This window comes from Chromobacterium phragmitis (genome assembly GCF_003325475.1).
GTDB lineage: Bacteria > Pseudomonadota > Gammaproteobacteria > Burkholderiales > Chromobacteriaceae > Chromobacterium > Chromobacterium phragmitis.
The window spans coordinates 263,214-276,601 of sequence record NZ_CP029495.1; the positions used below are offsets into that span (position 1 = coordinate 263,214).

Sequence of the window (13,388 nt, forward strand, 5' to 3'; positions counted from 1 at the left end):
AAATAATCATTAGTCATAACAAGAAGAATCAAGGCAGCGGCATGCGATCGATCAGCCTGCGCGCAGCCTGCTCCAGCCTGGCCCGCGCGCTGTCGCCATCGCCCAGCCGCTCCCGGCCGCTCCACAATACCGCGCCGTCTTCGCCCCTCACGGCCAGGCTCAGTTCCGCCCACTCTTCCAAACGGTAAGGCGGCTGCCGCCAATAGCCGTCGTAGCGCCAGTCCATGGGCTGCTCCACCCATTGTCGCCTCGCCTCCTGGGAAAAGCACAGCCGCCACGCATGCTCGCCCCCTTCTTCCAACCCGCGCAACGCCAGCCGGGTTTCCAGCCAATCCCGCCAGTCCGCCCCATCGCCGTCCGGCAGGCACTCCAGCTTGAAACGCGGCGCGGACGCCGCGGAATCGCCGATATCGGCCCAAGCGAGACCCGACACCAGCAGCAAGGCCGCCAAGCCGCCCGTCAACATGCCGCTCATCGTCTTCTCCCTGTTTTAACCATGCCAGACAGACTACGCCCAAACGACAAAGTGCCGCGACTCACGCCGCGGCACCGTAAACAATCGTTTGCAAAACCGCTCAAGCCGTGCTTACCACCAGGCCTCCAGCTGCACGCCGAAGGTATTGGCGCGGGTGCGGCCATTGGCGGCGAAGGTGGTCAGATTGGCCTGCGCCGCCGCGTTGTTCCAGTTGTAATGGCTGGCGTACACCCGCAGCTCCGGCCGGGTCCAGAAATCGGTATTGGGCGCGAACGCCACCGCCACCGTCGCCTTGTTCAGTTGCTGCGCCGGCTGATCGTCGGCATTGCGCCGGGTCAGGCCGATTTCGGTCAGCAGCTTGACGTTGGCCGCCACGCCGTAGGACAACCGGCCGCCCAGGGTCGAGTCACGGTACTTGGCGGCGTTGTCCGGCGATACCGTCTGCCACCCTAGCACCGCCTGTCCGCCGAAGCGTCCGCGCTGCCAATCCAGCACCTCGGCGATGCGACTCTGCCGCGCGCCGGCTTGGGCCGCGCCGCCGTTGTCCAGATTGAAGAACTGGCCGGACAGCGACGCGTGGCCGGTGGACGCTTGCAGGAACAAGGAATTATTGACGCCCTGAGCCAGGAAGTCCTTCTGGTTATGCAGCAGGCCCAGCGCCGCGCCGGGCTTGCCGATGGCGAAATCGCCGCTGACCGCCGCGCCGGTCAAGGTCAGCTTGCCGCCCGGATTGGTTGCGATGCCAGTCAATTGGAAATTGGCTCGCCGCGCATTGTTGGGCGTGGCGTTGTCGTTGGCGTAGCTGCCGGACGAAGAGACGGACAGGTTGAGCTTGGCCTGGCCGACGGCGATGCCGTCCACGCCGGCGCCGTAGTTGTCGCCGTCCTGCATCAGCCAGTTGTCCAGAATATGGATGTCCTGGACGCGGTGGTAGCGCTGGCCGGCCCACAGCGTCAGATTGGGCGCGAATTCCAGCCCGCTGATGTAGCCGTATACCTGGGAGGCGCTGGTCTTGCCGTTGTAGATGGTGGGCATCACGTAAGCGCCCCAGCTCACGCCGTTGCCCAGCGTCCATTTCTTGCCGATGCCGAACTCGATATAGGTATCGCCCTCATTGCCCAGCCGGTAGTGCTGCAGATCGCCGCCCAGTTGGTACTGGCCCTTGGGCAGCTTGTCGCCGCTGGCGTAAAAGCCGCTGCGCATATAGCCGTCGAACTGGAATCCCATATCATCCAGCGCCTTCTTCACCGCGCCGCTCAATTGCTCGGCGCTGAGCTGCGGCCCAGGCGCGGCCGCGGCATCTGGCGCGCCGTCGGCCCAGGCCGGCAGGCCCGCGCCCAACGGCAGCAGCGCGCACAAACAGCTTATCGTTTTCGTCCTCATTCTCGTCTCCTTGTCCCAATGGATGATCGCGCCCGTTTTTTTCGGGCAAAGCTCCGCCCTGCCGGCGGGTCGGCCGGCATGAGGGGGTGATTCGGGTATGGGCGCGTTCAGGTCGCGGCTGGCGGCGTCGCCCGGTACAGCAGCGAATGCCAGGGGCGCAGCTGGCCCTGGGCATGCGGCGGGTAGTTTGACAGCAGCAGCTCCAGCGCCCAGCCCTCCGGCACGGCGTCCGCAGGCGGCTGGTAATGGAGGCTGTCGCCGCCGAAATGGTTGATCGCCAGCAACATTTCATCGGCGCAGCGGCGGGTGTAGACCCATAGGCTGGGGTGGTCCGGCGTCAGGCAGCGGTAGTCGCCGTCGGCGAACACGCGGTACTGCTTGCGCAGCTGGATCAAGCGGCGGTAGTGATGCAGCACGGAATGCTTGTCGCCGATGGCGGCTGCCACATTGATCTCGGCCGCATCCGCCGCCGCACCTATCCACGGCTCGGCCGCGCTGAAGCCGGCGTTGACGCTGTCGTCCCACTGCATCGGCGTGCGGGCGTTGTCGCGCGAGCGCTGGCGGATCACCGCCATCGCCTCGGCGTCGGCATAGCCCTCCGCCAGCAACTGGCGATAGGCGTTGAGGCTTTCCACGTCGCGCAACTGGCCGATATCGGCGAAGCCAGGGTCGGCCATCGCGATCTCCTCGCCCTGGTAGATATAGGGCGTGCCCTGCAGGCCGTGCAACGCGGTGGCCAGCATCTTGGCGGACTCCGTCCGGTAGCGGCCGTCGTCGCCGAAACGGGACAGCGCGCGCGGCTGGTCGTGGTTGCACCAGAACAGCGCGTTCCAGCCGCCGCCGGCATGCATGCCGGTTTGCCAGTCGGACAGGATGCGCTTGAGGGCGATGAAATCCACCTCGCCCGCCCGCCACTTCTCGCCGTCCGGGTAGTCCACCTTCAGATGGTGGAAGTTGAAGGTCATGCTCAGCTCGCGCCTCTCCGGCCGGCTGTAGGCGATGCAGTGCGCCAGCGAGGTGGACGACATCTCGCCCACCGTCATCAGCTCATGGCCATCGAACACTTCGCGGTGCATCTGCTGCAGGTATTCATGCACGCGCGGACCGTCGGTGTAGAAGTGGCGGCCGTCGCTATCGTCCTCGGAGAAGGCCGGGTCCTTGGAAATCAGGTTGATCACGTCCAGCCGGAAGCCGGCCACACCCTTGTCGCGCCAGAAGCGCATCATCTCGAACACCGCCTGGCGCAGCGCCGGGTTGTCCCAGTTCAGATCGGCCTGAGTCTTGTCGAACAGGTGCAGATAATACTGGCCACTGGCTTCGTCCCTCTCCCAGGCGTTGCCGCCGAATTTGGATTGCCAGTTGTTGGGCGCGTCGCGCCAGATGTAGAAATCGCGGTAGGGGTTGTCCCTGCCCTGCAACGCCTGCTGGAACCAGGTGTGTTCGGTGGAGGTGTGGTTGACCACGATGTCCAGCATCACGCCGATGCCGCGCCGCTTGGCCTCCGCCAGCAACAGCTCGAAGTCTTCCATGCTGCCGTAGGCCGGATCGATGTTGTAGTAATCGCTGACATCGTAGCCGTTGTCGTTTTGCGGCGAGCGGTAAAACGGCGTCAGCCACAGGTAATCCACGCCCAGCCAGGCCAGGTAGTCCAGCCGGTCCGCCACGCCCAGCAGGTCGCCGGTGGCTTGGTTGCGGTGGCTGCTGAAGCTCTTGGGGTAGATCTGGTAGACCACCGCCTGTTTCATGTCCTTAGGCATGTTGCGCGGCCTCCTCTTTGGCGGCCGCGGCCAACTGGCGGCGCGCCAGCAGCCAGGTCAGGCCGAAGGGCACGATCAGCGCCACCAGCATGCCAGCCAGGAACAACGGGATGTACTGCGGAATGATGGAAATGAAGGCCGGCAAGCCGCCCACGCCGATGGCCGACGCCTTGACGTGGCCCAGGCTGATCAGCACCGCCGCGCAGGCGGAGCCGGCCAGCGCCGCGTAGAACGGCAGCTTGTGGCGCAGATTGACGCCGAACATCGCCGGCTCGGTGATGCCGAAGAAGGCCGACACCGCCGAGGTGGACGCCATGTTCTTGTCGTTGGAGTTCCTGGCCAGCCAGAACATCGCCAGCGCGGCGCTGCCCTGCGCGATATTGGACAGCGCGATCATCGGCCAGATGAAGGTGCCGCCCTGGCTGGCAATCAGTTGCAAGTCCACCGCGATAAACATATGGTGCATGCCGGTCAGCACCAGCGGCGCGTACAGCGCGCCGAACAAGGCCGCGCCCAGCCACGGCACCAGGTTGAACACGTAGACCAGCGCGTCAGTGACGGCGATGCCCAGATGGCGGGCCAAGGGGCCAATCACCGCCAGCGCCAGGAAGCCGCTGACCGCGATGGTGACAATGGGCACCACCAGCAACTGCACCGCGTTGGGCACCCGCGGCTTCAGCCACAGCTCGACGCGGCACATCACCCAGGCGGCGGCCAGGATGGGCAGGATCTGGCCCTGGTAGCCCACTTTTTCGATATGCAGGCCAAACAGGTCGAAGTAAGGCACCGACGCGCCATCCAGCCCCGCCGCAGCCTTGCCATAATTCCAGGCATTGAGCAGGTCCGGATGCACCAGCAGCAGGCCCAGCACGATGCCCAGAATCTCGCTGCCGCCGAAGCGCTTGGCCGCCGACCAGCCCACCAGCGCCGGCAGGAAGACAAAGGACGTGTTGGCCATCATATTGATCAGCCCCCACAGTCCGGACAGGCCCGGATAGGCGTCCAGCAGGCTCTTGCCTTCGATGAACATGCCCTTGGCGCCCAACAGATTGTTGGCGCCCATCAGCAGGCCGGCGATGACGATGGCCGGCAAGATCGGCATGAACACGTCGGAGAACACCTTGACCAGCTGCTGCAGCCGGTTCTGCTTGGCGTCGCCGCTGGCCTTGACGTCGGCGATGGTGGCGCGGGCCACCCCGCCCTGCTTCACCATCTCGGCGTAGACGCGGTCCACATCGCCGGAGCCGATGACGATCTGAAATACCCCGGCATTGCTGAAGTGCCCCTTCACCAGCGCCACCTGGCGCAGCGCGTCTCCATTCACCTTGGATTCATCGTGCAAAGAGATGCGCAGCCGGGTGAGGCAGTGCGCAGCCTGGCGGATATTGTCCGCGCCGCCGATGTTTTCCAGTATCCGCGCGGCGATCGCCTGATAGTCGTGACTCATCGTCCCTCCCTGTCCCTTGTTGCGGCGGTAGGTTTGCTTCCGGCAACGATGCCGGAAATCCGCCGGTTTGTGGTGATTGTCTGCATAACAACTGGGGGCAAGTTAACTCGTACATACAAGTTGGTCAACACTCGTCTGTACGAGTTTGCGAAAAGTCAAACCGACTGCCGCCATTTCACAACAGAGGGAAAAGAGAAGGCCCGGGCGGATCACTCCGCGCCGGGCCGGTCTCATTCATCTGTTCTGCAATCAACGGTGGATCGCCCCTGCGGGGCATCCACCCTACAAAACCGCCTGCCGTAGGGCGGAATCCCGGCAAAGCCGGGCGTTCCGCCGGGTCGCGGTCATCATGGTGATATCCGGGGTACGTCGTGGCGGAGACCCACCAGCAGGGGACCAGAACTTGTACCGATATGCTTGTAGCGGGTCATGCCGGATGCCACACGATGCAGCCTGGATATGTTGATGGGATGAAGCAGGAGTGGCAAGATGGGGTTTTAGTACAGCGTCGTTAGGCCGCAGCAGGTACAGCACCGGGCAAAACACGTCGTACAAATCCACTCGTCGAGGGCTTGTTTTCTTGCGTGCGCTTTCCAGTAGCGGCTTGATGGCTTCAAATTGTTCGCGGCTGATGTCGCTTGGGTAGCTTTTCTCACCCCCGGAGTTTCTCACATCCAGCAGTGCGCAGAGACTTTGAACAGGTTCTAAGGAGTCACCAGCTCAGACAGTCCAAGCATTAATCGCTCGCCGCTGACGTCGGTTTCACGCAGGTGCACAAATCACAACACTCCACTACTTAGGGAAGCTAGCCAATGCTGTTCGCGCTTTTTGACAAAGACTGTGACTTGGTCGGCTGGATTAAGCCCAATGAGCATGTCTTTGACACTGACATGAACTGGGTGGCGTTCATAGCCAATAATCACGCGTGGTCCGCAGAATCCGGAAACTGGCTCGGCCCCGTAAAAGGTCTGTTATGCCTCGACACTGGAGGCAAGCCGGTCGCTTGGAATCCTAAGGAAGGTGTTCGCGGTACAGCGGGACTGGCAAAACCTGCGAAGGCTGCAAAGGCCGCGAAGCCGGCCAAACCTGCGAAGCCAGCCAAGCCAGCTCGCCCTGCCAAACCTACAGCGCCAGCAGGCGGCTGGTCTCAACGCTCGTTTTTCAGCTGGCTCGATCAATAGCGGCCTAACCCATAACTTGAGCCGACTCGCACCGATAGGGCGCCGCTCGCGGCTCAGCTTCAATGTTAGGCAGTGGTAAACAAAGTACGTAACCCAACCAAAAGGAGAAGAAAATGGCAGGCCGTCCTTATGAATTTCCAGACCCAAAGGACCAGTCAGTTAACAATCCTCATCGTCTTGTGGAGCGAGAAGCTGTCTTGGCATTATTCAACCAAGCGAACCCAGAAAACACCTATACCAACGTTTCCGAAACCGTGCGTTCGTGGTTCGAAGCCGAAGCGAAGAAGTACAAGTGGACTTCAGTCACCTTTGTTGATCAAGCTGCCGTTTTAGTGGCGACGGTGACACTCGGCTAACGCAGCCGGGCAGCCTAACAGTTCCGTCGAGAGGGCCGTCTGGGATAGTAAGGGACAGACCATAATTTCCATCAATTCAGCCAGATGAAATTAAACCTGGTCTGCCCCTTCCCCACCCAAAGTCCGGTTACACAAACTCTGCACACCCTCGCGCCAAGGGAAAATACTAGCGCCTGGCAATATCCGTGAAATAGAACTTATCCAGCCTATGCCGCGATTCGGTGTACTCGAACAGCCGGCCGTCGTAGAGGTGGGTCAGGTTTTTGACCACGATGACGTGGTCCATGCCGTTCAGGTCCAGGTAGCGGCGGTCGTCGTCGCTGCAGGGCTGGGCTTCGATGATGCGCTGGGCGTAGCTGATGGTCAGCCCCAGATCCTGCTCGATGTAGCGGTAGATGGAGCCGGCGGCGATGTCCGCGTTCAGGCCCGGCACCAGGCCGGCGACAAAGTGGTTGATGTCCAGGATCACGTTCTCGCCGTCGATATTGCGCACCCGCTTGATCTTGACCATGCCGGTGCCCTCCGCCAGGCCGGTGGCCTGGGCCAGCGCCGCGTCGGCTGGCAGCTGCGCCAGCTCCGCCACTTGCGACACCACCTTGCGCCCCATGCGCTCGTTCATTTCCTGGAAGCTGACGATGCCGCTGAGCTGGAATTCGATATTGCCCGGCTTGAGCACGAACATGCCCTTGCCGTGGATTTTCTGCACATAGCCGCGTTCCTGCAGCATGTCCACCGCCTTGCGCACGGTGCCGCGGCTGGCGTCGTAGCTGTGCATCAGCTCGGATTCGGATGGGATGCGCTCGCCCTGGGCGTAACGCCGGTTGTCGATGTCGGCGACGATGTCGGAATAGATCTGATGGTATTTGTTCACGTTGTTTGTCTTCTTGTGCGCGCGGCCCCTGCGCGGCGAGGCCCTACCTTAGCAAGACGGGCTCGGCGCGGCAAACCGGCGCCGCGATCAATCCCAATATCCCGGCGCGGCGTAGGCGGCGCGCAAGTGTTCGATGAACAGCCTCACCCGCGCCGGCAACAAGCGCCTCTGCGGCACCACCGCGTACACCGGATAGTCCGGCGACGCGCAATCGTCCAGCACCGTGAGCAGCCTGCCTGCGGACACGTCGTCCTTCACCTCCCACAAGGAGCGCCAGGCCAGGCCCAAGCCCTGCAGCGCCCAGTCGTGCAGCACCGCGCCGTCGTTGCACTCCAGCGCGCCGGACACTTTCAGGTTCACCGGCTTGCCGTCCACCACGAAACTCCAGCCGCGGCTCTGGCTTTCGCCCAGCGACAGGCACTGGTGATGCTGCAGATCCTCCAGCGCCCGCGGCGCGCCGCGGGCGGCCAGATAAGCGGGGGATGCCACCACCACGCGGCGGTTTTCCGCCAGCCTGATGGCCACCAGGCCGGAATCGGACAGGTCGGAGATGCGGATGGCGCAGTCGACGCGGTCGCGCTGCAGGTCCACCAGCCGGTCGGACAGGTCCAGCGTCACCTTCACCTCCGGATGCAGGCGCTGGAAGGCGGCGACATGCGGCGCCACGTGGCGGCGACCGAAGCCGGCCGGGGCGGACAGCCGCAGATGGCCGCGCGCCCTGCCGCTGCCGGACGCCGCCGCCGCCTCGGCCTCTGTCAGATCGGCCAGTATCCGCTGGCAATCTTCATAAAAAGCCTCGCCTTCCTGGGTCGGCGCCACGCTGCGGGTGGTGCGCGCCAACAGGCGCACGCCCAGCCGTTCCTCCAGCGCGTCCAGGCGCCGGCCCACCATGGCCGGTACCACGCCCAGCTGCCGCGCCGCGGCCGACAGGCTGCCCAGCCCCACCACCGCGACAAAGGTCTCCAGCTGCTTCAGCTCGCTCATTAGCTACCTAAAAGTAAAAAATGTTATGTTTTTCATGCCATTTCTTTTTACTTGGATGGCGAATAGACTGTCAAACATTGCATTGCAGCATCATCATGTCATTTCCCTTACCAAGGAGCGCGCGCATGGCAGTCAATCTCCCGCAGGGCGTGGAAGTTCTCGCCGACATCACTCCGGCCTACGCCGAAATCCTCACTCCCGAGGCGCTGGCCTTCGTCGCCAAGCTGCACCGCCGCTTCGAGCCGACACGCCGCGAGCGCATCGCCGCCCGCGCCGCGCGCCAGGCCGAGCTGGACGCCGGCAAGCTGCCGGACTTCCTGCCGGAAACCGCCGCCGTGCGCGCCGGCGGCTGGAAGATCGCGCCGCTGCCGCAGGACCTGCTGGACCGCCGCGTGGAAATCACCGGCCCGGTAGAGCGCAAGATGATGATCAACGCGCTGAATTCCGGCGCCAAGAGCTTCATGGCCGACTTCGAGGACTCCAACTGCCCGAGCTGGGACAACCAGATCGCCGGCCAGATCAATGTCCGCGACGCCTACCGCAAGACCATTTCCTTCCAAAGCCCGGAAGGCAAGCAATACCGGCTGAACGACACCATCGCCACCCTGCTGCTACGCCCGCGCGGCTGGCACCTGATGGAAAAGCACGTCAAGGTGGACGGCGAGATCGTGTCCGGCAGCCTGTTCGACTTCGGCCTGTCCTTCTTCCACAACATCCATTACCTGCGCGAAAACGGCAGCGCCACCTATTACTACCTGCCCAAGATGGAAAGCCATCTGGAAGCGCGCCTGTGGAACGACGTCTTCGCGTTCGCCCAGAACGAGCTGAACGTCCCGCAAGGCACGATCAAGGCCACCGTGCTGATCGAGACCATCCTCGCCGCCTTCGAGATGGACGAAATCCTCTACGAGCTGCGTGAGCACTCCGCCGGCCTCAACGCCGGCCGCTGGGACTACATCTTCAGCTGCATCAAGAAATTCAAGCAGAACCGCGACTTCTGCCTGGCCAACCGCGCGCTGATCACCATGACCGTGCCCTTCATGCGCGCCTACGCGCTGTTGCTGCTGAAAACCTGCCACCACCGCGACGCGCCGGCCATCGGCGGCATGGCGGCGCTGATTCCGATCAAGAACGACGCAGCCGCCAATGACAAGGCGCTGGCCGGCGTCAAGGCGGACAAGGACCGCGACGCCACCGACGGCTACGACGGCGGCTGGGTGGCCCACCCCGGCCTGGTGCCCATCGCCGCCGCGGCTTTCGGCGCCGTGCTGGGCGACGCGCCGAACCAGATCGCCAAGCAGCGCCCGGACGTGCAGGTTTCCGCCGCCGATCTGCTGAACTTCCAGCCGGAAGCGCCGATCACCGAAGCCGGCCTGGCCATGAACATCAACGTCGGCATCCAGTACCTGGGTTCCTGGATTTCCGGCAACGGCTGCGTGCCCATCCACAACCTGATGGAAGACGCCGCCACCGCCGAGATCTCGCGTTCGCAGATCTGGCAGTGGATACGCTCGCCCAAGGGCGTGCTGGACGATGGCCGCAAGGTGACGGTTGAGCTGTTCCGCGAGCTGCAGGCCCGCGAAGTGGCCAAACTGCAAGCCGAATACGGCGCGCGCTGGACCCGGCAATACGAAGACGCGGCCAAGATGTTCGATCTTCTGACTACGTCTGATGACTTCGTCGAATTCCTGACGCTGCCGGGCTACGAATACATCGCCTGATCCGGATGCCGGATTGTCAAACGGCCCCGCTTGGGGCTGTTTGGCATTTTCGCCCGCGCTCGCCGCCGCCGGCATGGAACCGGCGCTTGCCAAGCGAATCGAAGGAGAGTCTACTTCCCTCACCTTCAGCCAAGGAGCCGAAATGAGAAAAAACCGAATCAAGCCCATGCTGTTGTGCTGCATGCTGGCTGGAGCCGCGCCGCTGGCCTCCGCCGCCGACGGCGTTCAGCTCAATCTGTCGGCCAACGCCCAGCGCGAAATCGCCAACGACCAGATCAGCGCCACCCTGTATGTGCAACAAAGCAACAACCAGGCCGCCACGCTGGCCGATAGGCTGAACAAGGCCACGTCCAACGGACTGGCCATCGGTCGAAACTACAAGGACGTGCAGCTGTCCAGCGGCAGCTACAGCACCTGGCCCAGCTACGACAAAAACGGCAAGATCACCGGCTGGCAAGGCCGCTCCGAGATCCAGCTCAAGAGCAAGGACTTCACCCAGGCCGCCGAGCTGATCGCCAAACTGCAGCAGACCATGCTGCTGGAAGGCGTGCAGTTCGGCGTGTCCGACGAGGCGCGCCGCAAGGCTGAGCAGAGCATGATTCCGGAAGCCATCGCCAACCTGAAGCACCAGGCCGAAATCGCCGCCCGGGCGCTGGGCAAGAACACGGTCAACATCCAGCAGCTGGATATCGGCCAGCAAAACCACGGCTTCCGTCCGCCGGTGATGATGATGAAGGCGGCCATGGCCGGCGCCGAATCCAACGTCAGCCAGCCGGATCTGCAGCCGGGCCAGACCCAGCTGCAGCTGCAGGTCAGCGGCAAGGTGGAACTGAAGTAAAGGCTTTCGGCCCTCGCCCGCTTGCGCTAAAGTAAGCACTGCGCGCGCCGGCCCCCCCACGGGCCGGCGTCATCTTCCGATCCCTCGCCATCGCTCCTAACATGAAACTGATCGCCTCTTTAACCAGCCCCTACGCCCGCAAAGTGCGCATCGTGCTGGCTGAGAAGAAAATCGACTGCCCGCTGGAGGAGGACGTGCCCTGGAACGCGGACACCCGCGTCGCCGAGTACAACCCGCTGGGCAAGGTGCCGGTGCTGGAGCTGGACGACGGCTCCACGCTGTACGACTCCCGCGTGATCGTCGAATATCTGGAAAACAGCTCTCCTGTGTCGCGGCTGCTGCCGCAGGATAACCGCCAGATCATCCTGACCCGCCGCTGGGAGGCGCTGGCCGACGGCATCATCGACGCGATGGTGGCCATCGTGCTGGAACGCCGCCGCCCGCCGGAGAAGCAGATGGCGGAAGTGGTGGAGCGCCAGCGCGGCAAGATCGCGCGCGGCCTGGCCACGCTGTCGGAAGACCTGGGCGAAAAACCATGGTGCACCAGCCATGGCTACAGCTTGGCCGACATCGCCGTCGGCTGCTGCCTGGGCTATCTGGATTTCCGCGCGCCGGAAATCGACTGGCGCAAGGCTCACCCCAATCTGGACGCGCTGCTGCAGCGCCTGAACACCCGCCAAACTTTTCAGGATACCGAGCCTCCTGCCGCCTGAGCGGCTTTTCAGGATAAGAAAAACGCCACCATAACGGTGGCGTTTCTCATTGCCGGCCCTCAGATCAAGCCAGCCGCGATATTGATCATCAAGGCCAGCACCGTGGCGTTGAAGAAAAAGGCCAGCACGCAGTGCACGGCGCCGGCGCGGCGCTGGCTGCCATCGGTGAAGCTGACGTCGGCGGTCTGGCCGGATGTGCCGATGATGAAGGCGAAATAGAGGAAATCGTCGTAATCCGGCTGTCGGGTGCCGGGAAACTCCAACCCGCCCGGCAGGCCATGCGCCTCTCTGGCGTAGAAGGCGCGCGCGTAGTGCAGCGCGAACATCACATGGGTGAAGGCCCAGGACGACAGCAGCGTCAGCACCGCCAGCGCGATATGCCCGGCGCGCTGCCAGCCATGCATGTCCTTCACCACCGCCAGCTCCATCACGATGGCCGACAGGCTGGCCGCCGCCGCCAGGCACACCAGCAGCAGCACCAGCCACTGCCCCTCGTCCTCCACCCGGGCCCAATGCCGTATCGATTGGCGCCTCGGGCCGAACATCATCCACCCCGCCAGCGCGAGATACAGCCAGGCGCCTGCGTTCCAGCCTACGATGTAGCGCGTGACCTCGTGCACCGCCGCCACCTGCGGCAATGCCAAAATGGTCAAGCCGCCGAACAGCGCCGACCAGGCCAGCCTGGGGCGCGCCATCACCATGCGCAACAAAACAAAACGGCGCAACACGCTAGTCATCTGTCCATCCCCTCTCTGTCCAATGCGCGCAACACGCGGCGGCTAGGCTGTCCGGCAGGCGGACAAGCCGTAAATGCTTTTCGCATAAAATATTTCTCTTTTCGATTCACTTACAGCAGAATTCAGATGACAAGCACAAGAACCCCGGAGAGATCATGAGCTCGGCACTTGCCGCCCACCCATCGCCACTCGCCGCCAGCCTGGAGCCGCTGCTGGAACCGATCTGCCGACGCCTGGCATTGCAGGATTTCTGCTTGCTGCCGGCCGAGCAAAGCCGCCCCTTGCTGCAGGCGTTTCCCGGCGCGCTGGCAGACTGGCCGGCGTTCCAAGACAGTTGGAACCATCTGCAACAAGACAAGTTCATGGCCGACGGCGGCCGCTACCGCAAACGGCTGCACGCCACGCTCAGCGCAGAGCCTGCTTCCCGCCAGGCCCGGGCCGAAGCCCATCGCCCCCATTACCAGAGCAAAGTGTACAACCCGCTCAACGGCGGCGTGCCCCGCCATTTCGAGCCGATACGCAACGACATCCTGCTGGGTCCCAGCATGCAGGCGGCGCTGGGCCTGGGCTGCGCCGTATTCGGCAAAGTCTCGCCCTATACCCCTTGGCACATCGAAGCCCATCAATTCCGCATCGAGGCCCGCGACTGCCGGCCGGGCTGGCCCACGCCGGAAGGCGTGCACCGCGACGGCGTGCAGTTCCTGATGATGATGATGATCAGGCGGCACAATCTGGTGAACGGCGCCACCGAGCTGTTCGATCTGGGAAAACAGCCTCTGGCCTCGTTCACGCTGACCGAGCCGATGGACATCTCGCTGGTCAACGACGAACGGGTGCTGCACGGCGTCACGCCGGTCAGCCAGCTCGACCCCTCGCGCGAGGGATGCCGCGACGTGCTGCTGATCAGCTTCCGCCGCCGCTGAGC

Annotated in this window: 13 protein-coding genes; 6 read left to right on the forward strand and 7 right to left on the reverse strand. The window is 63.6% G+C overall.

Annotated elements, in window-relative coordinates:
- Positions 1-28: 28 nt before the first annotated feature.
- The 4 genes from DK842_RS01335 to treP form a co-directional block, all read right to left on the reverse strand.
- Positions 29-475 (reverse strand): hypothetical protein, encoded by a 447-nt coding sequence (locus DK842_RS01335; RefSeq protein ID WP_114059748.1) that lies wholly within the window; start codon positions 473-475, stop codon positions 29-31.
- 111 nt (positions 476-586) lie between these two features.
- Positions 587-1,858 carry a carbohydrate porin gene (locus DK842_RS01340; RefSeq protein ID WP_114059749.1) on the reverse strand — a complete coding sequence of 424 codons (1,272 nt, stop codon included), beginning with the start codon at positions 1,856-1,858 and terminating at the stop codon, positions 587-589.
- 107 nt (positions 1,859-1,965) lie between these two features.
- A complete protein-coding gene (treC, locus tag DK842_RS01345) occupies positions 1,966-3,615 on the reverse strand; it encodes an alpha,alpha-phosphotrehalase (RefSeq protein ID WP_114059750.1) in 1,650 nt (549 codons plus the stop codon).
- Complete coding sequence (gene treP, locus DK842_RS01350; RefSeq protein ID WP_114059751.1) at positions 3,608-5,062, reverse strand: PTS system trehalose-specific EIIBC component; 1,455 nt, start codon at positions 5,060-5,062, stop codon at positions 3,608-3,610. The genes treC and treP overlap by 8 nt, the downstream gene beginning before the upstream one ends.
- Positions 5,063-5,874: 812 nt before the next feature.
- Here treP and DK842_RS01360 point away from each other — a divergent pair.
- Both DK842_RS01360 and DK842_RS22855 read left to right on the forward strand, forming a co-directional pair.
- Positions 5,875-6,243 carry a 4-fold beta flower protein gene (locus DK842_RS01360; protein ID WP_114059753.1) on the forward strand — a complete coding sequence of 123 codons (369 nt, stop codon included), beginning with the start codon at positions 5,875-5,877 and terminating at the stop codon, positions 6,241-6,243.
- A 113-nt stretch (positions 6,244-6,356) separates the two neighbouring features.
- Positions 6,357-6,599: a hypothetical protein gene (locus DK842_RS22855; protein WP_145963951.1), complete on the forward strand. Its 243-nt coding sequence runs from the start codon at positions 6,357-6,359 to the stop codon at positions 6,597-6,599.
- A 166-nt stretch (positions 6,600-6,765) separates the two neighbouring features.
- On the opposite strand, the gene treR is transcribed toward DK842_RS22855, so the two are convergent.
- Positions 6,766-7,470 (reverse strand): trehalose operon repressor, encoded by a 705-nt coding sequence (gene treR, locus DK842_RS01365; protein WP_114059754.1) that lies wholly within the window; start codon positions 7,468-7,470, stop codon positions 6,766-6,768.
- An 87-nt stretch (positions 7,471-7,557) separates the two neighbouring features.
- Entirely contained in the window at positions 7,558-8,454 is an 897-nt protein-coding gene (locus DK842_RS01370) for a LysR family transcriptional regulator (RefSeq protein WP_114059755.1), read from the reverse strand.
- Positions 8,455-8,579: 125 nt separating this feature from the next.
- Here DK842_RS01370 and aceB point away from each other — a divergent pair, with 125 nt between their 5' ends.
- The 3 genes from aceB to DK842_RS01385 all read left to right on the forward strand — a co-directional run bounded on the left by aceB (position 8,580) and on the right by DK842_RS01385 (position 11,726).
- The gene (aceB, locus tag DK842_RS01375) at positions 8,580-10,175 is read left to right on the forward strand and encodes a malate synthase A (RefSeq protein ID WP_114059756.1); all 1,596 of its coding nucleotides are present in this window, start codon (positions 8,580-8,582) and stop codon (positions 10,173-10,175) included.
- A 142-nt stretch (positions 10,176-10,317) separates the two neighbouring features.
- Entirely contained in the window at positions 10,318-11,013 is a 696-nt protein-coding gene (locus DK842_RS01380; RefSeq protein WP_114059757.1) for an SIMPL domain-containing protein, read from the forward strand.
- Positions 11,014-11,114: 101 nt separating this feature from the next.
- Complete coding sequence (locus DK842_RS01385) at positions 11,115-11,726, forward strand: glutathione S-transferase (protein ID WP_114059758.1); 612 nt, start codon at positions 11,115-11,117, stop codon at positions 11,724-11,726.
- 59 nt (positions 11,727-11,785) lie between these two features.
- Here DK842_RS01385 and DK842_RS01390 read toward each other — a convergent pair whose 3' ends face one another.
- On the reverse strand, positions 11,786-12,463 hold the full coding sequence (locus DK842_RS01390) for a DUF1345 domain-containing protein (RefSeq protein WP_114059759.1): 678 nt from the start codon (positions 12,461-12,463) through the stop codon (positions 11,786-11,788).
- Positions 12,464-12,618: 155 nt separating this feature from the next.
- On the opposite strand from DK842_RS01390, the gene DK842_RS01395 reads away from it, so the two are divergent.
- Positions 12,619-13,386 carry a 2OG-Fe dioxygenase family protein gene (locus DK842_RS01395; RefSeq protein ID WP_114059760.1) on the forward strand — a complete coding sequence of 256 codons (768 nt, stop codon included), beginning with the start codon at positions 12,619-12,621 and terminating at the stop codon, positions 13,384-13,386.
- The last annotated feature ends 2 nt before the right edge of the window (positions 13,387-13,388 follow it).